We start from the raw sequence: 15,588 nt of genomic DNA, 5'->3' as shown, positions 1-15,588 counted from the left end.
CAGCCTACTCACTCTCTTGAATAATTGTTACTGCATCCGGTTTTAGCCTGATAAGCTCCATTCCCTCTATGACTTTAGTTTCATCGAACTGTTCGCCGTTTTCATGCGCTTTATGCGCAAGATAGCGCTTAGTTTTTGCAATATCCAGCTTAAAATGTTCAACTCTACCGGTCGCAAAAGCACGCTTACCGATTGCTGACATCGGAAATACCATATCACCATCTCGGACTTTAACATTCAAACTTTCACCGTTATCGACTTGCAGTGTCATCCAACAACCACGCTTCTTACAGACTTTAGTTACCTTGCCTGATACTGTGATCTCACGTTCTTTAAACTCATTCACGTTTTCAAGTACCTCTGTAGCCGCAACAAGCTTATTCAAATCAGCGCCACCACCAAACTCAATGTTTTTAGCTTCGCTTGCCAGACTAAGTACCAGTACTGATAGCGCACATAGTGTACGTATTTTATTCATATTTTCTCCTTAAAAATAAATTCTGTTTACCTTATAAATCATATAACTATAAGTAATTAATTATTGCAATTAGATCTTATAACATCTAACATCCACGCCGCAACTGCAAATAGTAATTGTTTTTATTAAGGATTAATAAATGAAATACTCTACTCTCTCCTTCTGCATTTTTGCAGCGCTTTATGGTGCCTCCGCTGATGCAGCAGCGTCTGACACCTCATCAACTACTATCGAAAAAATTGAGGTATTTGGTCATAAGTTAACTACCCAAAATCATGATGTTGCCGCATCAGTCTCGGCACTAACCAAAGAACAAATCGCAAGGCAGCAAGCCGCAGATCTAAATCAAATACTTAAAACGCTACCCAATGTCGAGTTTTCAGGCAGTGTGACGCCGCTATCAGGACAGCCTGCAATTAGAGGACTGTACGGTGAGCGGGTTCATATCTCCGTCGATAATGTAAAACGTAAGATTGATTCTGATGGTAGCCAAAATATTGCACAAATTAACTCCCTTGGCATTAATCCTGATCAGCTTAAACAAATACAAGTGTTAAGAGGTGCTGACTCGCTAACTGTTGGCTCAGGTGCCATTGGCGGCAGCATACGCTTAGTCACTAAAAGTGCAGCTGATTACCTGCAAGATAATCAAGGGCTTGGAGCTAGTGTGTCTGTAACACACTTATCTGTTGCTGACGCAAATGATGTCAATGTCAGTATATTCCACTTAAATGATCACAGCGATACCGTATTGTCTTTCGGACAAGTAAAGTATAGTGACATTGATGTTGTCGCTGACGAACATACTGATGAAGAAGATGATATTCAACGTATCAGTAAAATCAAAAACGAATCCAAACGACAAAACGTTGCGCTAAAAAATACTTGGTACATTAACGATCACCACAGCCTCACAAGTAAAGTCGACTACAGTAAAACCGAGTCAATCGATCAACCATATGCGCAGCGTATGGACTTGGCAATTGCCTACCCCACCCTCGCTGAAGACTACAAAAATGATTATCTTGAAGGAATGGTTAACTATACCTATCAGGCCGACAATGACTTAATCGACCTAGATGTCCAAGCGTTTTTCTCTCGTAAGACCTATGACGAAATCACCAAAGGATTTATCGAGCGTGGCAGCAATAAAATCAATTACGACAGTGCTAAAACGGGTGAGAGTAAACGCCATGGCTTGCGCGTGGCGAACTTATCAACCTTTACCGGCAAGGTAAAACACAAGCTCGCAATTGAGGCCCAATATGAAGCGGAGAGCTTTGACCAGCAACAATGGGATGATAACCCTGCCAACCTTTCAACCTACTACGGTGATAGCGACGCATCCAATTGGTCAATTTCTATAATCGATCAAAGCCAGTGGTGGCAAGACAAATTGCTACTTACAGGGGGCGTAAGATTCGATCATTACAGCCGCTCTAGTGATCATTTTACCGGCTATCAAGATAATGATGACTCCGCACTTTCAGGTGAACTTGGTGTCACAATTAAAGCTGCTGAGCACCTTAATTTGTACGCAAAAACAGCGCAGGCCTTTCGAGCCCCCTCACTGCAAGAGCTGTACAAAAAAGATGAATGGCGTTGCCACATTGGTGGAAAGATATGTTTCAGTGAACCGCAACCAGATTTACAAGCGGAAGAATCACAAAACTACGAGATAGGCTTTGGACTAAATTGGCAAAATTTACACTATGCTGAAAACCTAAGTATCAAGGTTATGTATTTTGATACCGAAGTAGATAACTACATCGATAATGTTCCATTTATGTATTACATAGATGCCAATGGTACCAAACAACTTGGGTCGCCAGGTCCAGAGCCCAGCAACGGTATTCCCGTCGCAACACACCGTGATTATAGTGCCAAAAATATCGGTAAATTATTTAGTCATGGTGTTGAGATTGAGGCGCACTACTCCTTTGCTGCACTTGATATGTACCTGGGGTACGCGTCTATGAATATGGATGTAGAAGGGGTACCTAACTTTTATCTCGGCACAATAGATTATCAGTCGCAACCCTACTCAGAAGCGCCAGCTGACAAGCTCACTTGGAACAGCAACTATCAATTAAATGAGAACATTAACGTAGGTCTGCAACTATTACACTACCGAGCACAGCAACGCCTTGATGATGCGATGTTAGAGCGAGGGTTTGGTACAAAAACCTATACTGTTTACAATCTCAATGCCAAGTATCAAGGAACAGGAGGCTTATCAAATTTCTCCGCTCGCTTAGGGGTAGACAACCTCACTGATAAGCGCTATTTGCGTGCACCTGCAAGTGAAGCCAATGATCCTGCGGAGCTTGGTCGTAATATTAAAATGACAGTGCGATACCAATTTTAATATCAATTTTCTTAATTAAGCGGTCTATTTTGAGGCGAGAAAATCTTGTCGATTACCAAGTAACAATTTTGCTATTTAGTTGTTCTGGAAAGGAAGTTTTTAACGCTGTTAGCGTCAAATTTACGCCTTCAAATTGAGCAAGCATTAAGTCAAATTGGTATAACCTCAGACACAAAAATGCCGACAGTAAGTCGGCATTTTTTACGTGTTATTTGTACTTAATCTTTATAGCTTTTTTAGCTTCATATCAGTACCGAATACGAGGCCATGTTCAGCCACATCCATACTAAACTCAAACACCATATTTTGCTCCAGGAGCGCATCGAGACTTTCAGGAACAGGTTGTCCTGCTGACTTCAATGCAGTTAGCATTGGTGTCAAAAAGGCCTGCATATCCATGCTAAAGTGTGTCATGCCATTACTCTCAAGTGCTTGGTCTGCCATTTTCTGTGCAACAACAGTAGACTTTTCACCAGTAAATAATACTAAGTGATCTCCTTTTAGCGCCAGTTTAATATCTATTCCTAGCGGCTGCGGAGAAGGGATATATTGATTAATTGAGATGGGGCTACCATCTTCAGGTATTTCAATTTGTGCAAGCATAGGAGCAAGACCTTTAACAGTATTCACCAATACTAATGGGTCTTCTGCTGAGAGCGTAATAAGTGCATCAACCGCTTTTGGCTCAGGCATCCCTTGAGCATTCTGATCTATTGATAAATCAAACACTGATGCGCTTACACCTTTTACAGAGTTAACCATACCAGTCATCATCGCCACTGCCATTGGACTATTTTGCTTAGCTTGTTGCTGCGCTGCGACAAGCTCTGCACAAGAAAACTCCGCTTTAGTAAAGCGACTCCATAAGGTGTTAGCAAGCGGTGCAATCTTAGCAACATCCACGCCGTATCCAAACCCCAGCACTTTGTCTTCATCATTAGTGACATGCGCAGGAATAAAGCCACGAATAGAACCAAGCGCTTTCATTAATTCTGTGTCTTTACCAACAACCACAGTGTCAATTTCAAAGTCGATTTCAGAATTAGTAAATTGAACCTTCTTAGTACCCATTACCGTTGCAGGCCACTGATTCGCAATTGCGCTGTAGTCAGCTTGGCATTCTGGCGTTCTGATGTTTGCAAGCTCTTCTGCGCCACCACCTAACTGCAATATGTTGTTCAGCATACGTGCCAAATCAGACTGCTTATTTGCTGTGATCCCATCAACTAACGCCACGTGATTTAAAAACGCAATTGACGCACCATCAAAACCAAATTGCTCGTTGTACTGTTCAAGTTTGCCTGATTGTGCAAGTGATTGAGCAGGCTTGGCAATACCTAGTGCAATTTTTAGATCGGCTTCAGTGTTAATCGGTGTATTGAAAGTAGTGGTGATCCACTGTCCCTGAATAGAGGTGATCAGCTCAATATTGGCATCTGGGGCAACCTCAAGTTTGTAACGCGTCAGCGCCACGCCATCTAGCGTGTCTTCCTCGAATGTAATACCAGCGTCTTTAGCTGCCATTTTGATGGTACGGTTTAACGCTTCAGGGTCTGCAAGTTCGTAGCGAATTGAAGGTAACAAACCTACGGTATAGAACACACTTCTCACGGTGTCACCCATACCAAGGATAGCTTTCATTTGCTCAGGCGAAGTCATCGCTTGATTATACTGCTCTAATAATGTCGCCAAGAAGTTAAGATGCTTATTATTTTCCTGTCTGATTATTGCAGTTACTTCTTCAATATCTTGGATCTGCCTTAGTTCCTGTGGCATGAAAGAGAGGTATTTTTGCTGCTCAAAAGGCTGCAACTGCCCCCAAAAAACTGCAGTGTCAGCAGGCACATACTCTAGCTGTTCCATGGCTATGCTAGGTGAAGAAGGTTGAGTAGAAACATAAGCACCAACGGCAATAGCCACAGCACCTAAGCCAACGAGAAGTTTTGTATTCATAATATGATCCTTGTTATCACCACGAGACTAAATCCAGCTCGTGATCAATTATTCTTCCCTACGAACCGCAACGATTGCGAGCCTCAGAGGTCGTTGCCAGAACGCATGAATGCGTCCAAAAAAGCAGCGTAATTGTACCCTGATTATTGTCGCAATTCCATCAATTCACTCTATTTTGCAACAAGCCTATCTTCTGTGATCACACGCCAAAATAATTACTTAACCCGGCCTAACGTATAACCTGAGCCAAAAACAAGTGTTTGTTCCAAGCTCAAGCATATTATTACCATGACTACTGAGCATTAGCCTCCACTGTTACGCCAGAATAGGCGGCGTAGCCGTAAAGTCCAATGTGCCATTGCCCTGCGGCCGGCGCTGTAATAGTACACAGCTCATTATTGCCGTTTTCATAGGGGCGACACTCATACAATTCGCTTGTTGGTTTTTGACCAAAACGGACATATAAATCGGCATCCCCTGTCCCTCCTGCTGCACTGATCTGTAAGCTTTGCGTTCCTTGTGCAACATCAAATGTATAATACTGCCATTGTCCTTTGCTTCCACCTTGATCTGGCCATTGTTTTTGCTTGCCTTGATCCGGCGGTGTGTCTGTCGAATAGGTCGCTGTCAAAGACAAACCAGAATAATCACGGTAGCCATTAAGCATCACATAATAATTGCCTGACTGTACCGGTGTGATGGTACACACTTCATTATTGCCAGACTTATAGGGGCGACACTCAAAGTTGTTTGTGGTGGGTGGTGCATTAAAGAGTACGTACAAATCTACGTCACCTTGACCGCCGCGCGTCTCTACCATCAATTGTGTCGCCGTCGGAGGCACTGCAATATAGAAGAGTGACTGCGATGCTTGTGCGCCTGTTAAATTGGTTTCAGCTTGACCACTGATCAACTCTGTCGGCAAAGGAGGCTCTATCACCGGTGTATCTATTACCGAAAGGTTATTTGCAGCTTTAAGTAAGTTTAGCTCCTCACCAATTTCTGTGGCATACCACCATGTCATATTCATAGGCAGCGCCAGCGGATCGGCGTCACGCTCAGCTTTAGTCAACGCCGTCGCATTACTAGAAAACTCTGCGGTACGTACTGTCAGCTTGTCATTGGTCACACTCAATACTTTAAACTGCTGAATACTTGCCAAGTCAATCGTCCAATTTTTTGGATCATTTGCACTTCTTGCAGGTGCTCCCCAGCTACCTTCACCCACATAAACCGTACCACCTTGTGTAGTTGCACTGAATCCATTACTGGTGGGGCTAAGTGCATAAGTGAGCTTATTGATATGGGTGTCAGACTCAACGACGAGGTTCATCGCATGATCATAAAAAGTCTGCGCCCACCACGTATGTAATATGGTATTGTCAGACTTACCTGAGTAGTGTGGATACATAGGTTTGTGGTACTGTGCAACACGCCATTTGGCGCCAGCTCCTTGCGACTGTAAATCACTTTTTAACCAGTTATTCATGGCTGTTGCATAATTCGACCACCCACTGTTTTTAAATTGACTATTTAGCGTATAAACCCGCAACAGGCCAGCGACATTCAACGCACCATAGGTGTCCTTTGCGGTGCACGTCCCATCTTGATCATAATCCACGCCAAACACTTGGCAGAGCGTTTTATAATTATCATCTTCATGATTTCCATGCGTCGCGACAAACGGATAAATACGTTTATAAGCCAGCCCATTTATTAAGTCATCTGAAAATGTTAATTGCCAATCTTTTAGATACTCACGCATTTCAGAAGCTGAATTTGCATTGGTATAATCTCCACCGTGCATAATAAATAACGGCCTAATTTTGGCTATCAACGCATTACCCTTGCGTCGCGTTGTCCATCCGGTGCGCGTATCACCACCAGCCACAGCGGTGATACCCGATGCAGTTTGTGGTGCCGTTCTAAACCAAAGTCGCTGACCACACCCTTCAGAATCACACACGCGATAATACACGGCACTATTGGGTGTTAAGCCCGTTAACTTTACAAATGAACTTGAAAGGCCATTATCAAAAGTATGAGTCGCACTAACTGCGCCACTGCGCCAAGTTTGTTCATCGGTCGTATTGCCATATTTCACGATATGACCGGTTCCCGATGTGGCAGTAAAACCGATTGTGGCTGAGGTGCTAGGCTCTGCATCCCAAACAAGCCGATGATAATCACTGGCAGCCATGCTGCCAAAAGAGAGGCTCGTGGTAAGTAATAATGTTGCTGTATACGTGTATTTCATTTCCTTGGTCCTAGTTAAGCGTAATAGGCTCATTACCACTTAGAGCCGTAGAGAGTTGTATTGGTGGCGTTGCCACCAGCATCACAAAAGCAGCATTGTCATAAGGCAATGAAAGCGACTCTTTTGTATGAAAGTTCACCGCAACAGCCCCTCGTTTTTTACCTCTAAATGCACGAGGTAATTGGGCATCAGCTGCATTGCTCCAGTAATCACCATTTTTAATATGGGGGAAAAAATCACTCGCAATATGCGGACTACCTGGACTATTAGGTGTTTGAATTAATGAGCGCAGCTCTGCGGGGGTAGGCAAGCGCCACATAGTACTACCGCACAGTGCAGCACGGTTGGTGTTACGAATAAGGTCTTGGCTATCACAACGAGATGCTTCAAAGTAACAATCCCCTTGATCAGCAATACCTGTATTACCATCGTACCAAGAGTAGCTCCAGTAACCGTCATGAATAGATTCATCGTCACGTTTGACTTCCCAAATGAGATTTAACTTTTTGTCGTATACACAATGCCACGGTCCTTGCCATGCTGATAACGGCTGCATATCACTCGTTACTTTGATAAAGCGACTATGCGCTGGCGCTTTGCGCTTTGGAGGCTCTCCCCACAAACAAGCGAAGGTCATCCCCACGATTATCAGCGTTAAAATAAAGCGTGAAGTGATATTCATAGCATATACCGCAACTGGATGGCTCTGTGATGTCGAGTGTGTGCAATTTGTGCATGATCAAAGGCCGATACCCACATACACACACCTGACTGTAAATCTACATCAAGGGCTGAGTTAGTTTGGTGTTTCCTGACCAGTTCCAGTGTCCAATAACCATCTTGCCAACGCCCACGCGCTCTTACGTCCGCTCTATCCCCTTCAAAACGATTTGAGCGATACAACACCGATGGAAGTTGCTCACCTATTTTCGCGCTATCAGATTGTGGTGTGTAGACTGTACTAGAAAACCAATCAAGTACCTTGTTTGGTGTTTCTTCAGCGGTAGGAATTGGCAGCCGTTTTGGGGTCACTGTGTCGGGTGAATACCAACGCCAATTCATTACATAAGCCCCACTTTCTTTACCATCAGCTTGGTAACCTGCGGTATAGCGCCGCTCTCCTAGCGCCACCTTTTTTGCCGCTCCAACAAAGTTGTCATCTGCCAAGTACATATCGTTGGTTCTTAGGGCCTTCCAATGCCACAGATCTCGTACACGACCGTCTGTACTGGCATGGTATCCTTTGCCGTGCCAATTTTGCGGTTTATCATTTAACGGGGTATCACCATAATGGACAGTTCCATCTCCTCCCAGCTCACAGGTTGTCGACAGCATGATGGCAAATTTGTCTTCATAGTAAGTACGCTCATCAAAACGGTAAAAACCATCTTCTTGAACTTGCCACCCTGCTGCGGTTTTTTCCAATGGTAAGTGAGAGAGACTTTGGGTGGGATCTTGCCAACGGATCAGGAAAAAAGTTTCGCTGTGATTGCTCAGCGCCTTAATCTCCACCTCACTACTGCCATTGGTAAAGTTTGCCCCACCAAACGTAGTTAATGTCACGGGTTTTGCTCGAGACCATTCAGGCTCGTCACCAAGACCATCGATTTCAAGAAAACTGTGTTCAGACAGGGGCGCTATCTCTAATCGTAAATGCTGCGTCAACATAAAATATTGCACACCTAACCCTGAGCAATACACAAGCGCCATGCAACAGCTTAGCAGTACTAAGGCGTTTCTCGGTATCAACACACTCAGAACTCGTTTACCTTTATAGACAATATGCTTTACCCCATGTAGCAATAAATAAACCATAATGGCTGCGGCGCAAATGCCATGAACAATGAGACCTAGAGATTGTGGGCTTAACCATAATAACCAGCCCGTAATAATGGCAAGGATGATGCTGATATAACCAAACCAGTTAATGAGTTTGTCAAATTTGCTGGGCGTACCATAAAAGGGGCTGCGAAGACTCACAAATGCAAATGCAATCGCAATCAAGGTCAGCACACAACCAGACAGTACATGCGTTGAGAGTATTGCACCTTGGGGCAATAACGGCGATAAAAATGCAAGAAAGTCATGGTTAATAATAGCCAAACGAGGGCCTGTGATCAGCCCAAACAAAATAACTACCACTGCCATCAAATGGAAAATAGCGAAACTACTTCGACGCACAAATGCTCCCCAACAAACAAAGTAAATACAGTGTAAACAAATAAATTTACATAAATATTTCATCTTTGAAAAGTAAAGTCTGATAAATAATCAGCGCCTTGAATAACTCAAGCAGCTTGAGCAGTCATGTTTTAGCAATAACAGGGGGCGCTTAGTCTGTGCTTTGTTAAATAAAATTTATGCTAAATATCAAATAGATAAAAAATAAAATAGAAAAAAGCTGCGAGCTCTCCGTTACTAAAAAACACTAATATGGTAAAAAGGCATCTCTAGGAAAGCTTTAAAAACAATAGCTTGACCAACTCTCTATTTCAGCGTCAAGGTCACTTATAAACCTGCTTGATTGGTGTAATGTGATGTAACTTGATTGTTAAAAGCCATGTACTAAGGTTGTCTGTACTTTTACCGTCAAAGCAAAGAAAATTATGGATAAGCCACCAGTATTACAATATATAAACACTGCAATTATCTTTACCTTGCTCCTTGCAAGTTGCACGTCGCCCACTAACAAACCTGAAATATCAAAAGAAGTTGTTGAGCAAGTAACACATTCAGGTCAAGTTCCTAAGCGGGTTTGGCTAAACCAAGGGTGGTCTGATAAGTTACGACAGGACTTTTGGTTTACAGGTCAAGGCTCTCAGATAATCCCCTATTCATGGTTTACGTGGTTAGAACAGCCCGACAGTACCGCACTTTTTCGTGATAGTGAACACATGGAAATGCTGCGTTATTTGCCAAGTAAAACATCTGCAAATAACCCATCGGGATTACCTATTGGGTTTGCACTTCATCACAACCAACAGACCGGACAAGCTTGGGTTGGTATGACTTGTGCGGCATGTCACACCAATCAACTTGATTTTAATGACACTAAAATCCTGATCGAAGGTGCACCGACACTGGCCAATTTTGTGCTCTTTTTTAGCCGCTTAAATGCCGCACTTGAAGCCACGCTCAATGATAATCAGAAATTCAATCGGTTTGCCAAACGTGTATTAAAAGGAAGCACATCTGCTGAGTTAATTGACGATTTGCGCGAAGATCTTAAACATGTTGCCCTTGCCACCGCTGAGCGACAAACGGTTAATGCTTTGCCAGAACACTACCCTGAGGACTTTACCAGCTACGCCCGCTTAGACGCCTTTGGTAATATTCAAAATGCTGGTACTGCTTTCGCGCTGGATGATCTCAATAATAAAAATGCACCTACGGCCCCTGTCTCTTATCCCTTTTTGTGGGGGACGCATCAATCTAATGTCGTACAGTGGAACGCGTCTGCACCAAACGTTCCTGTGATTGGTCCTTTGGTCAGAAACATCGGAGAAGTCGTCGGTGTGTTCGGTTCACTAGCTATTGAGGAAGCACCTGTTTGGCAACGAGTTTGGGGGAAACATGCTCGTTACAGCTCAACTGTCGATATTCAAGGTCTTGGGCAACTAGAGGCGTGGGTTAAAACTTTATTACCACCAGCTTGGCCTGAGCAATACTTACCTGGTATTGATACCAATAAAGCCGCGCAGGGTAAATTGTTATATCAGAATAATTGTGCCAATTGTCACCAACTGATTGACCGAAAAAACGTGCTTAAAGATTATCAGGCAGTAACCGTACCTGTTAGAACAATTGGCACTGATCCGACGATGTCCAATAATGCCAGTTGTCATCAAGCTAAGACCTTATTCTTGGCTGGTACGAAAACAGATATTTTGATAGGAAATAAGTTTGATGCCATTGATAGAGCGATTGATATACCGGTAAATGGGGTGGTCGGCTTAGTGTTAAAACATCCCATCAAAGCCATTGAAGCTGGGCTTGTAGCTGAACGTGCAGGCCCAAATGGTAAGAAAACCACGGCCAAAAAGTCCATAGAAGAACGCCTCAAAGTATATCTGAAAAACAGGCATGATCTAAGCCCTGATACGGATGTAGATTGCCAAGATGGCTTTTATGATGCTGGTGTTTACAAAGCTCGGCCACTCAATGGCATTTGGGCAACGGCTCCGTATCTTCACAACGGCTCAGTTCCCAACTTATGGTCATTACTACAACCACCTGAATTACGTCCGGATACTTTTTGGGTTGGTAGTCGCCAGTTCGATCCTGTACATGTGGGTTATATCACCCATAAAGGCATGAATGAATTTAATGTAAAGCAGGGAAATGGTGATGTGATGCCTGGAAATAGTAATCATGGGCACCTCCATGGCACAACGTTAAGCAACGACGAAAAATGGCAACTTGTCGAGTTTTTAAAGACATTATAAGGACAAAATAAGGGCTATAACTGATGCTCTTACTTTATCAACACTACTTTTTGAGTGAAGTACCTGTTTGCTGATAGTTAAGGTAAAGGGTGAGCAAGCTCCCCCTTTACTTTTAACTCAGGCGGTGTAGTACTGTTTGCTCAAAATGACTCATGCAACACAACTAAGGCACTTAGCTTACTTGCGCCAAAGGTGATCATTTTTTCAAAATCTGCCCTTGCAATTGGAACTTGTTGGCAATCAATTGGATTTTGATTGTCCTCTACATCAGGATCATTAAGATATAAACATAATTCATCTATACCCGTAATTAGTACCCAATGTGGTGCCTTTTTACCGTTTAACCGATACGTGCTTATTAACGCCAGCACTGCACTGCCTTGTGATAGCCATTTTTCCACCTGCGCTAATTGCACATCGGTCTGATGAATCGGAATATCTCGATACTCACATTCTTGCTGAAATTGCTCATGTACTAACGTCATGATTTGTTTTTTCTGCACGCTTCTTACACCGTCCAAAAATAGCAGCCCAGATGTATTAACTGCCACCTCTGCTGCAAAACCCCGGCGTTCAGCTGCCAATGCCAAACCAAACGGGTGACACCCACCGTGTCCGGCGGTCATAAATATAGTCGTCGCTTCACGCCAAATCTGAAGCTCCAATATTTGATCGCCCATGCACCCAGAATCAATACTCGCCATCGCCATCATCAGTGACGCAGGGCCGCAAGTGAACTCAGTAGTTTGCTGATACCAAGGTGCGGGAAGTAATACGGCCTGTTTTGATAGCTTGCGTACACACTTTTGCATTCTTAGCGCATCATCTTGGTCTGCATAGTAGTTTTGATACTCACCAAACACCCGATAACCCATACGCTTATACAAACCAATGGCAGAGGTATTGCGCTTAGCAACCTCGAGACGCACGTATAGCCAACCAAACTCACCCGCTTTGGTTTCTAACTCTGACATGAGTTGGCGTGCTATGCCTTGCCCTTGATGCTGTGGCGACACCGCCAGCGAATAAAGTCTGGCTAGCCGTGTTCCTTGATGTAACCAAAGGAGACCATATCCCACAAGCTCTCCAGCAAGTTTAGCGGTTAGCAATAGGCTATGTTCAAAATTAATGTAATGCTTGAGTTGGCGACGGCTGAGCTTGTCTGCACTAAAGCATTGTTGCTCTAGCGCGCTAAGATCATTCAAATCTTGTGGAACAGCCTTCTCAAGCACTAACACCGGTTGTAACATTACTTTTTACCTCTCGCTTCTAGGCGCCTTAATAATTCAGACATTACCTGCATGTACAGCTCGTCACCGAGGTACTTGTCTTCAACCCCTTGGTCAATATTTGGGTTGTCATTTACTTCAAGCACGTAGGCCTTACCATTGTGCTCTTTAATATCAATTCCATACAAACCATTGCCGACGACTGCTGCCGCTTTTAATGCCGCCCGCAATACCGCTTTTGGTACTTCAAACGTTGGCAAAGTGTCAAAGCCACCAGAAAAGTTACGCTTTGAGCCGTGGTTATAAATTTGCCAATGGTTACGTGCCATATGATAACCACAGCCGTATACCGCACGGCCATTTAATACACCAATTCTCCAATCGTACTCGGTATACAAGTATGCTTGCGCTAGTACAATCGCAGAGACCTTCATTAGTGCCTCTAGGCGCTCTGTCAACTCTTCTTTGGTTTTCACTTTAAAAACACCTTTTGAGAACGAGCTCTCAGGCATTTTAAGCACCAGAGGTAACGACAAGTCGTCAATGAGCTTATCAATTACTTGTTCATTGCACTGGCTAACAAATCGCGTCTCTAAACTTGGCACCTTCTTGTAATTAAAGGCATCATGTAAAAACACCTTATTACAACAGCGCAAAATAGAGCTTGGGTCATCAATTACCACTAAATCTTTTTGCTCTGCTTCTTGCGCAAAGCGATAAGTGTGATGATCAATTGCCGTTGTTTCACGGATAAATAAGCCATCATATTGACCTAAGCTATACAGCTCAGACGCTTCCAACGGATGCACCTTCATTCCTAGCTTTTCACCCGCCTCAGCTAGTAAAGAGCAGTAGTAACCTTGGCTTAAATAGCGGTCACAGTCACATAAATTAATCACTCGAAGTTTTGATTCGCCAAGCTTTGGGTATTCCTGTAAATAGGTTTCAAAGGTGACAACGTTGTTTGCCAGCGGCAGCACATCGGTGCTTTGATCAACAACGAATAAAGTAGATAGCATCTAAAGAGTCCTTGAGTGGTGATGCTTAACATCAATATTTGATGGTTTTAGCACCCCACGAGTTAACATAGGGTAAGTGGGAAATTGAGAGCACCCACATAAAGTGAAGTAGTTGTAATCTTAAATATAGCTCTTAGCAATTGAGTAATTTTGATGCTCAAGATAAATCTTTCTTGCGGTCGAGAGTAAAAATAAAAATCTTTAATTTCAAAAGGTTGAAAACCATAAAAACATTCACAATCAGATTTGATTAAAACAATTAAGATTTCTCGTGTTTAAAAAGAAAATGAAGAATGAAATAGCAAACGATAGGCACACTTCAAAACGCCAAGAGCAATGAGCGCTTTGGTTGTAGTTGTTTATATTTGTAACTAGCCTTGACTCTGACATCAAGGCTCCTCTTTAGTCCTTTACTGGCGTAGCTAATTTAGCAGACATGTCATATTTTTTCCGATACAAACATAGAGTATATTTTTCAACCTAAAACGATTAATATTTTGGAGTTACAAAATGTTATATAACGAGTTTCAGTACTTGACAATGCTAGTGCGAATGTAAAATCACCTAACGTTTTAGTTTACATGGAAGGCAAATGTTTCTAAGCATAAATAATAAAATAGGAAAAACTCATGCACAGATTAATTCAGGCGTTCACCTTTAGCTTATTACTCAGTTCAGGTCAAACTGTTGCACAGAATAAGCAGCTAATGCTTTTAGAAAAAAGAATGGATGCAATTGCAGATAAAAGCATTAGCCCAGATGGACCGGGCTGCTCTATAGGTATTATCCAAAACAAAAAGTTTATTTTCAAAAAAAGCTATGGCCTGGCTAATTTAGAACACCAAATCCCCCTCAATAATCAATCGGTATTCAGAATGGCGTCGGTATCAAAGCAATTTACAGCGTTTGCTGTTTTGTTATTAGCAGATGATGGAGCCATCAAGCTGGAAGACGATATACGCAAGCACCTACCTGATTTAAAAGATTATGGAAGAAAAATTACCATTAATTCAATGCTAGGTCATTTCTCTGGTTTAGGAAACTTCGACGATCACCTAGACACGCTACGTGAATCTCCTTTAAGCCGATTTATGATAGGTAGTGAAAAATTCATACCAAATGCGGAATACTATTCTGTCATTAAAGATTTCCCGCTTGTACATGAGCCTGACACCACAATGAAATACAGTAATCACGGGTATATCATTCTGGCAAAATTGATTGAGCGGGTAAGCGGAATGACGATACGCGAATTCACCGACAAGCGTATATTTAAGCCGCTCGGTATGAAGCACACATTTTTTTCAGATAGCGCCGAAGAGGTTATTCCTCACCGCGCTTCAGGATATCGTTCACCTGAAGCAGGAAAACAGCTCAATCATTTAACCGCTTTACACACTATTGGTGATGGAGGCTTATTCACCACCATAGATGACATGCTTATTTGGGATACTCACTTCCAAACTCCTAAGCTAGGCAAAAATCCAGAAACGTTAATGGCGCTAATGAACAAGCCAAATATCAATATTCCAGAGAGTGACGAAGGAAAGTGGTATTACGCCAATGGGCAAAATACTGATGGACGTTATTATTTCCACAACGGGGGTTGGGTCGGCACAGACACCAGTTACATTCGAAGGCCAGACACCAAAACGTCTGTTGTGGGAATGTGTAATTCGGTGTCCTTGAATGTAAGTGACTTTACTTATGCAACCTTTGAAATATTGGCTGCTTTAAAATTATGGAACGGGGAAGACCCTTCGATTTATTGAATGAAAACGCGTAAGCGGTGAGGTAACGGTTGTTGGAAATCGATGATGCCAAGTATGTATTCTCAAT

Annotated in this window: 10 protein-coding genes; 3 read left to right on the top strand and 7 right to left on the bottom strand. The window is 42.9% G+C overall.

Features of this window, described 5'->3' with window-relative positions; all coding sequences use genetic code 11:
- Positions 1–4 precede the first annotated feature (4 nt).
- On the bottom strand, positions 5–478 hold the full coding sequence (locus HUZ36_RS10900) for a DUF4920 domain-containing protein (protein WP_176032855.1): 474 nt from the start codon (positions 476–478) through the stop codon (positions 5–7).
- 139 nt (positions 479–617) lie between these two features.
- Between HUZ36_RS10900 and HUZ36_RS10895 the strand changes: the two genes are divergently transcribed.
- Positions 618–2,846 (top strand): TonB-dependent receptor domain-containing protein, encoded by a 2,229-nt coding sequence (locus tag HUZ36_RS10895; protein WP_176032854.1) that lies wholly within the window; start codon positions 618–620, stop codon positions 2,844–2,846.
- A gap of 225 nt (positions 2,847–3,071) precedes the next feature.
- On the opposite strand, the gene HUZ36_RS10890 is transcribed toward HUZ36_RS10895, so the two are convergent.
- The 4 genes from HUZ36_RS10890 to HUZ36_RS10875 form a co-directional block, all read right to left on the bottom strand.
- Complete coding sequence (locus HUZ36_RS10890; protein ID WP_176032853.1) at positions 3,072–4,799, bottom strand: hypothetical protein; 1,728 nt, start codon at positions 4,797–4,799, stop codon at positions 3,072–3,074.
- A 292-nt stretch (positions 4,800–5,091) separates the two neighbouring features.
- Positions 5,092–7,056, bottom strand: a complete 1,965-nt coding sequence (locus HUZ36_RS10885) for a pre-peptidase C-terminal domain-containing protein (RefSeq protein ID WP_176032852.1) — start codon at positions 7,054–7,056, stop codon at positions 5,092–5,094.
- A 10-nt stretch (positions 7,057–7,066) separates the two neighbouring features.
- Positions 7,067–7,738, bottom strand: a complete 672-nt coding sequence (locus HUZ36_RS10880) for an Lcl C-terminal domain-containing protein (RefSeq protein ID WP_125253990.1) — start codon at positions 7,736–7,738, stop codon at positions 7,067–7,069.
- Positions 7,735–9,237, bottom strand: a complete 1,503-nt coding sequence (locus HUZ36_RS10875; protein ID WP_318671117.1) for an ethylbenzene dehydrogenase-related protein — start codon at positions 9,235–9,237, stop codon at positions 7,735–7,737. Before HUZ36_RS10875 ends, HUZ36_RS10880 begins: the two co-directional genes overlap by 4 nt.
- A 425-nt stretch (positions 9,238–9,662) precedes the next feature.
- On the opposite strand from HUZ36_RS10875, the gene HUZ36_RS10870 reads away from it, so the two are divergent.
- A complete protein-coding gene (locus HUZ36_RS10870; RefSeq protein ID WP_176032851.1) occupies positions 9,663–11,501 on the top strand; it encodes a di-heme-cytochrome C peroxidase in 1,839 nt (612 codons plus the stop codon).
- Between the two features lie 140 nt (positions 11,502–11,641).
- Here the strand turns inward: HUZ36_RS10870 and HUZ36_RS10865 are convergent, their stop codons facing one another.
- Both HUZ36_RS10865 and HUZ36_RS10860 read right to left on the bottom strand, forming a co-directional pair.
- A complete protein-coding gene (locus HUZ36_RS10865; protein ID WP_176032850.1) occupies positions 11,642–12,751 on the bottom strand; it encodes a GNAT family N-acetyltransferase/peptidase C39 family protein in 1,110 nt (369 codons plus the stop codon).
- Positions 12,751–13,749: a RimK-like ATPgrasp N-terminal domain-containing protein gene (locus tag HUZ36_RS10860; protein WP_176032849.1), complete on the bottom strand. Its 999-nt coding sequence runs from the start codon at positions 13,747–13,749 to the stop codon at positions 12,751–12,753. Before HUZ36_RS10860 ends, HUZ36_RS10865 begins: the two co-directional genes overlap by 1 nt.
- 629 nt (positions 13,750–14,378) lie before the next feature.
- Here HUZ36_RS10860 and HUZ36_RS10855 point away from each other — a divergent pair.
- Positions 14,379–15,521, top strand: a complete 1,143-nt coding sequence (locus tag HUZ36_RS10855) for a serine hydrolase domain-containing protein (protein WP_176032848.1) — start codon at positions 14,379–14,381, stop codon at positions 15,519–15,521.
- Positions 15,522–15,588 lie beyond the last annotated feature (67 nt).

The organism is Pseudoalteromonas sp. McH1-7 (assembly GCF_013366255.1).
GTDB classification, from domain to species: Bacteria; Pseudomonadota; Gammaproteobacteria; order Enterobacterales; family Alteromonadaceae; genus Pseudoalteromonas; species Pseudoalteromonas peptidolytica.
Note: the sequence above shows the minus strand (reverse complement) of the source record. Positions and strands in the feature narration are given on the sequence as shown.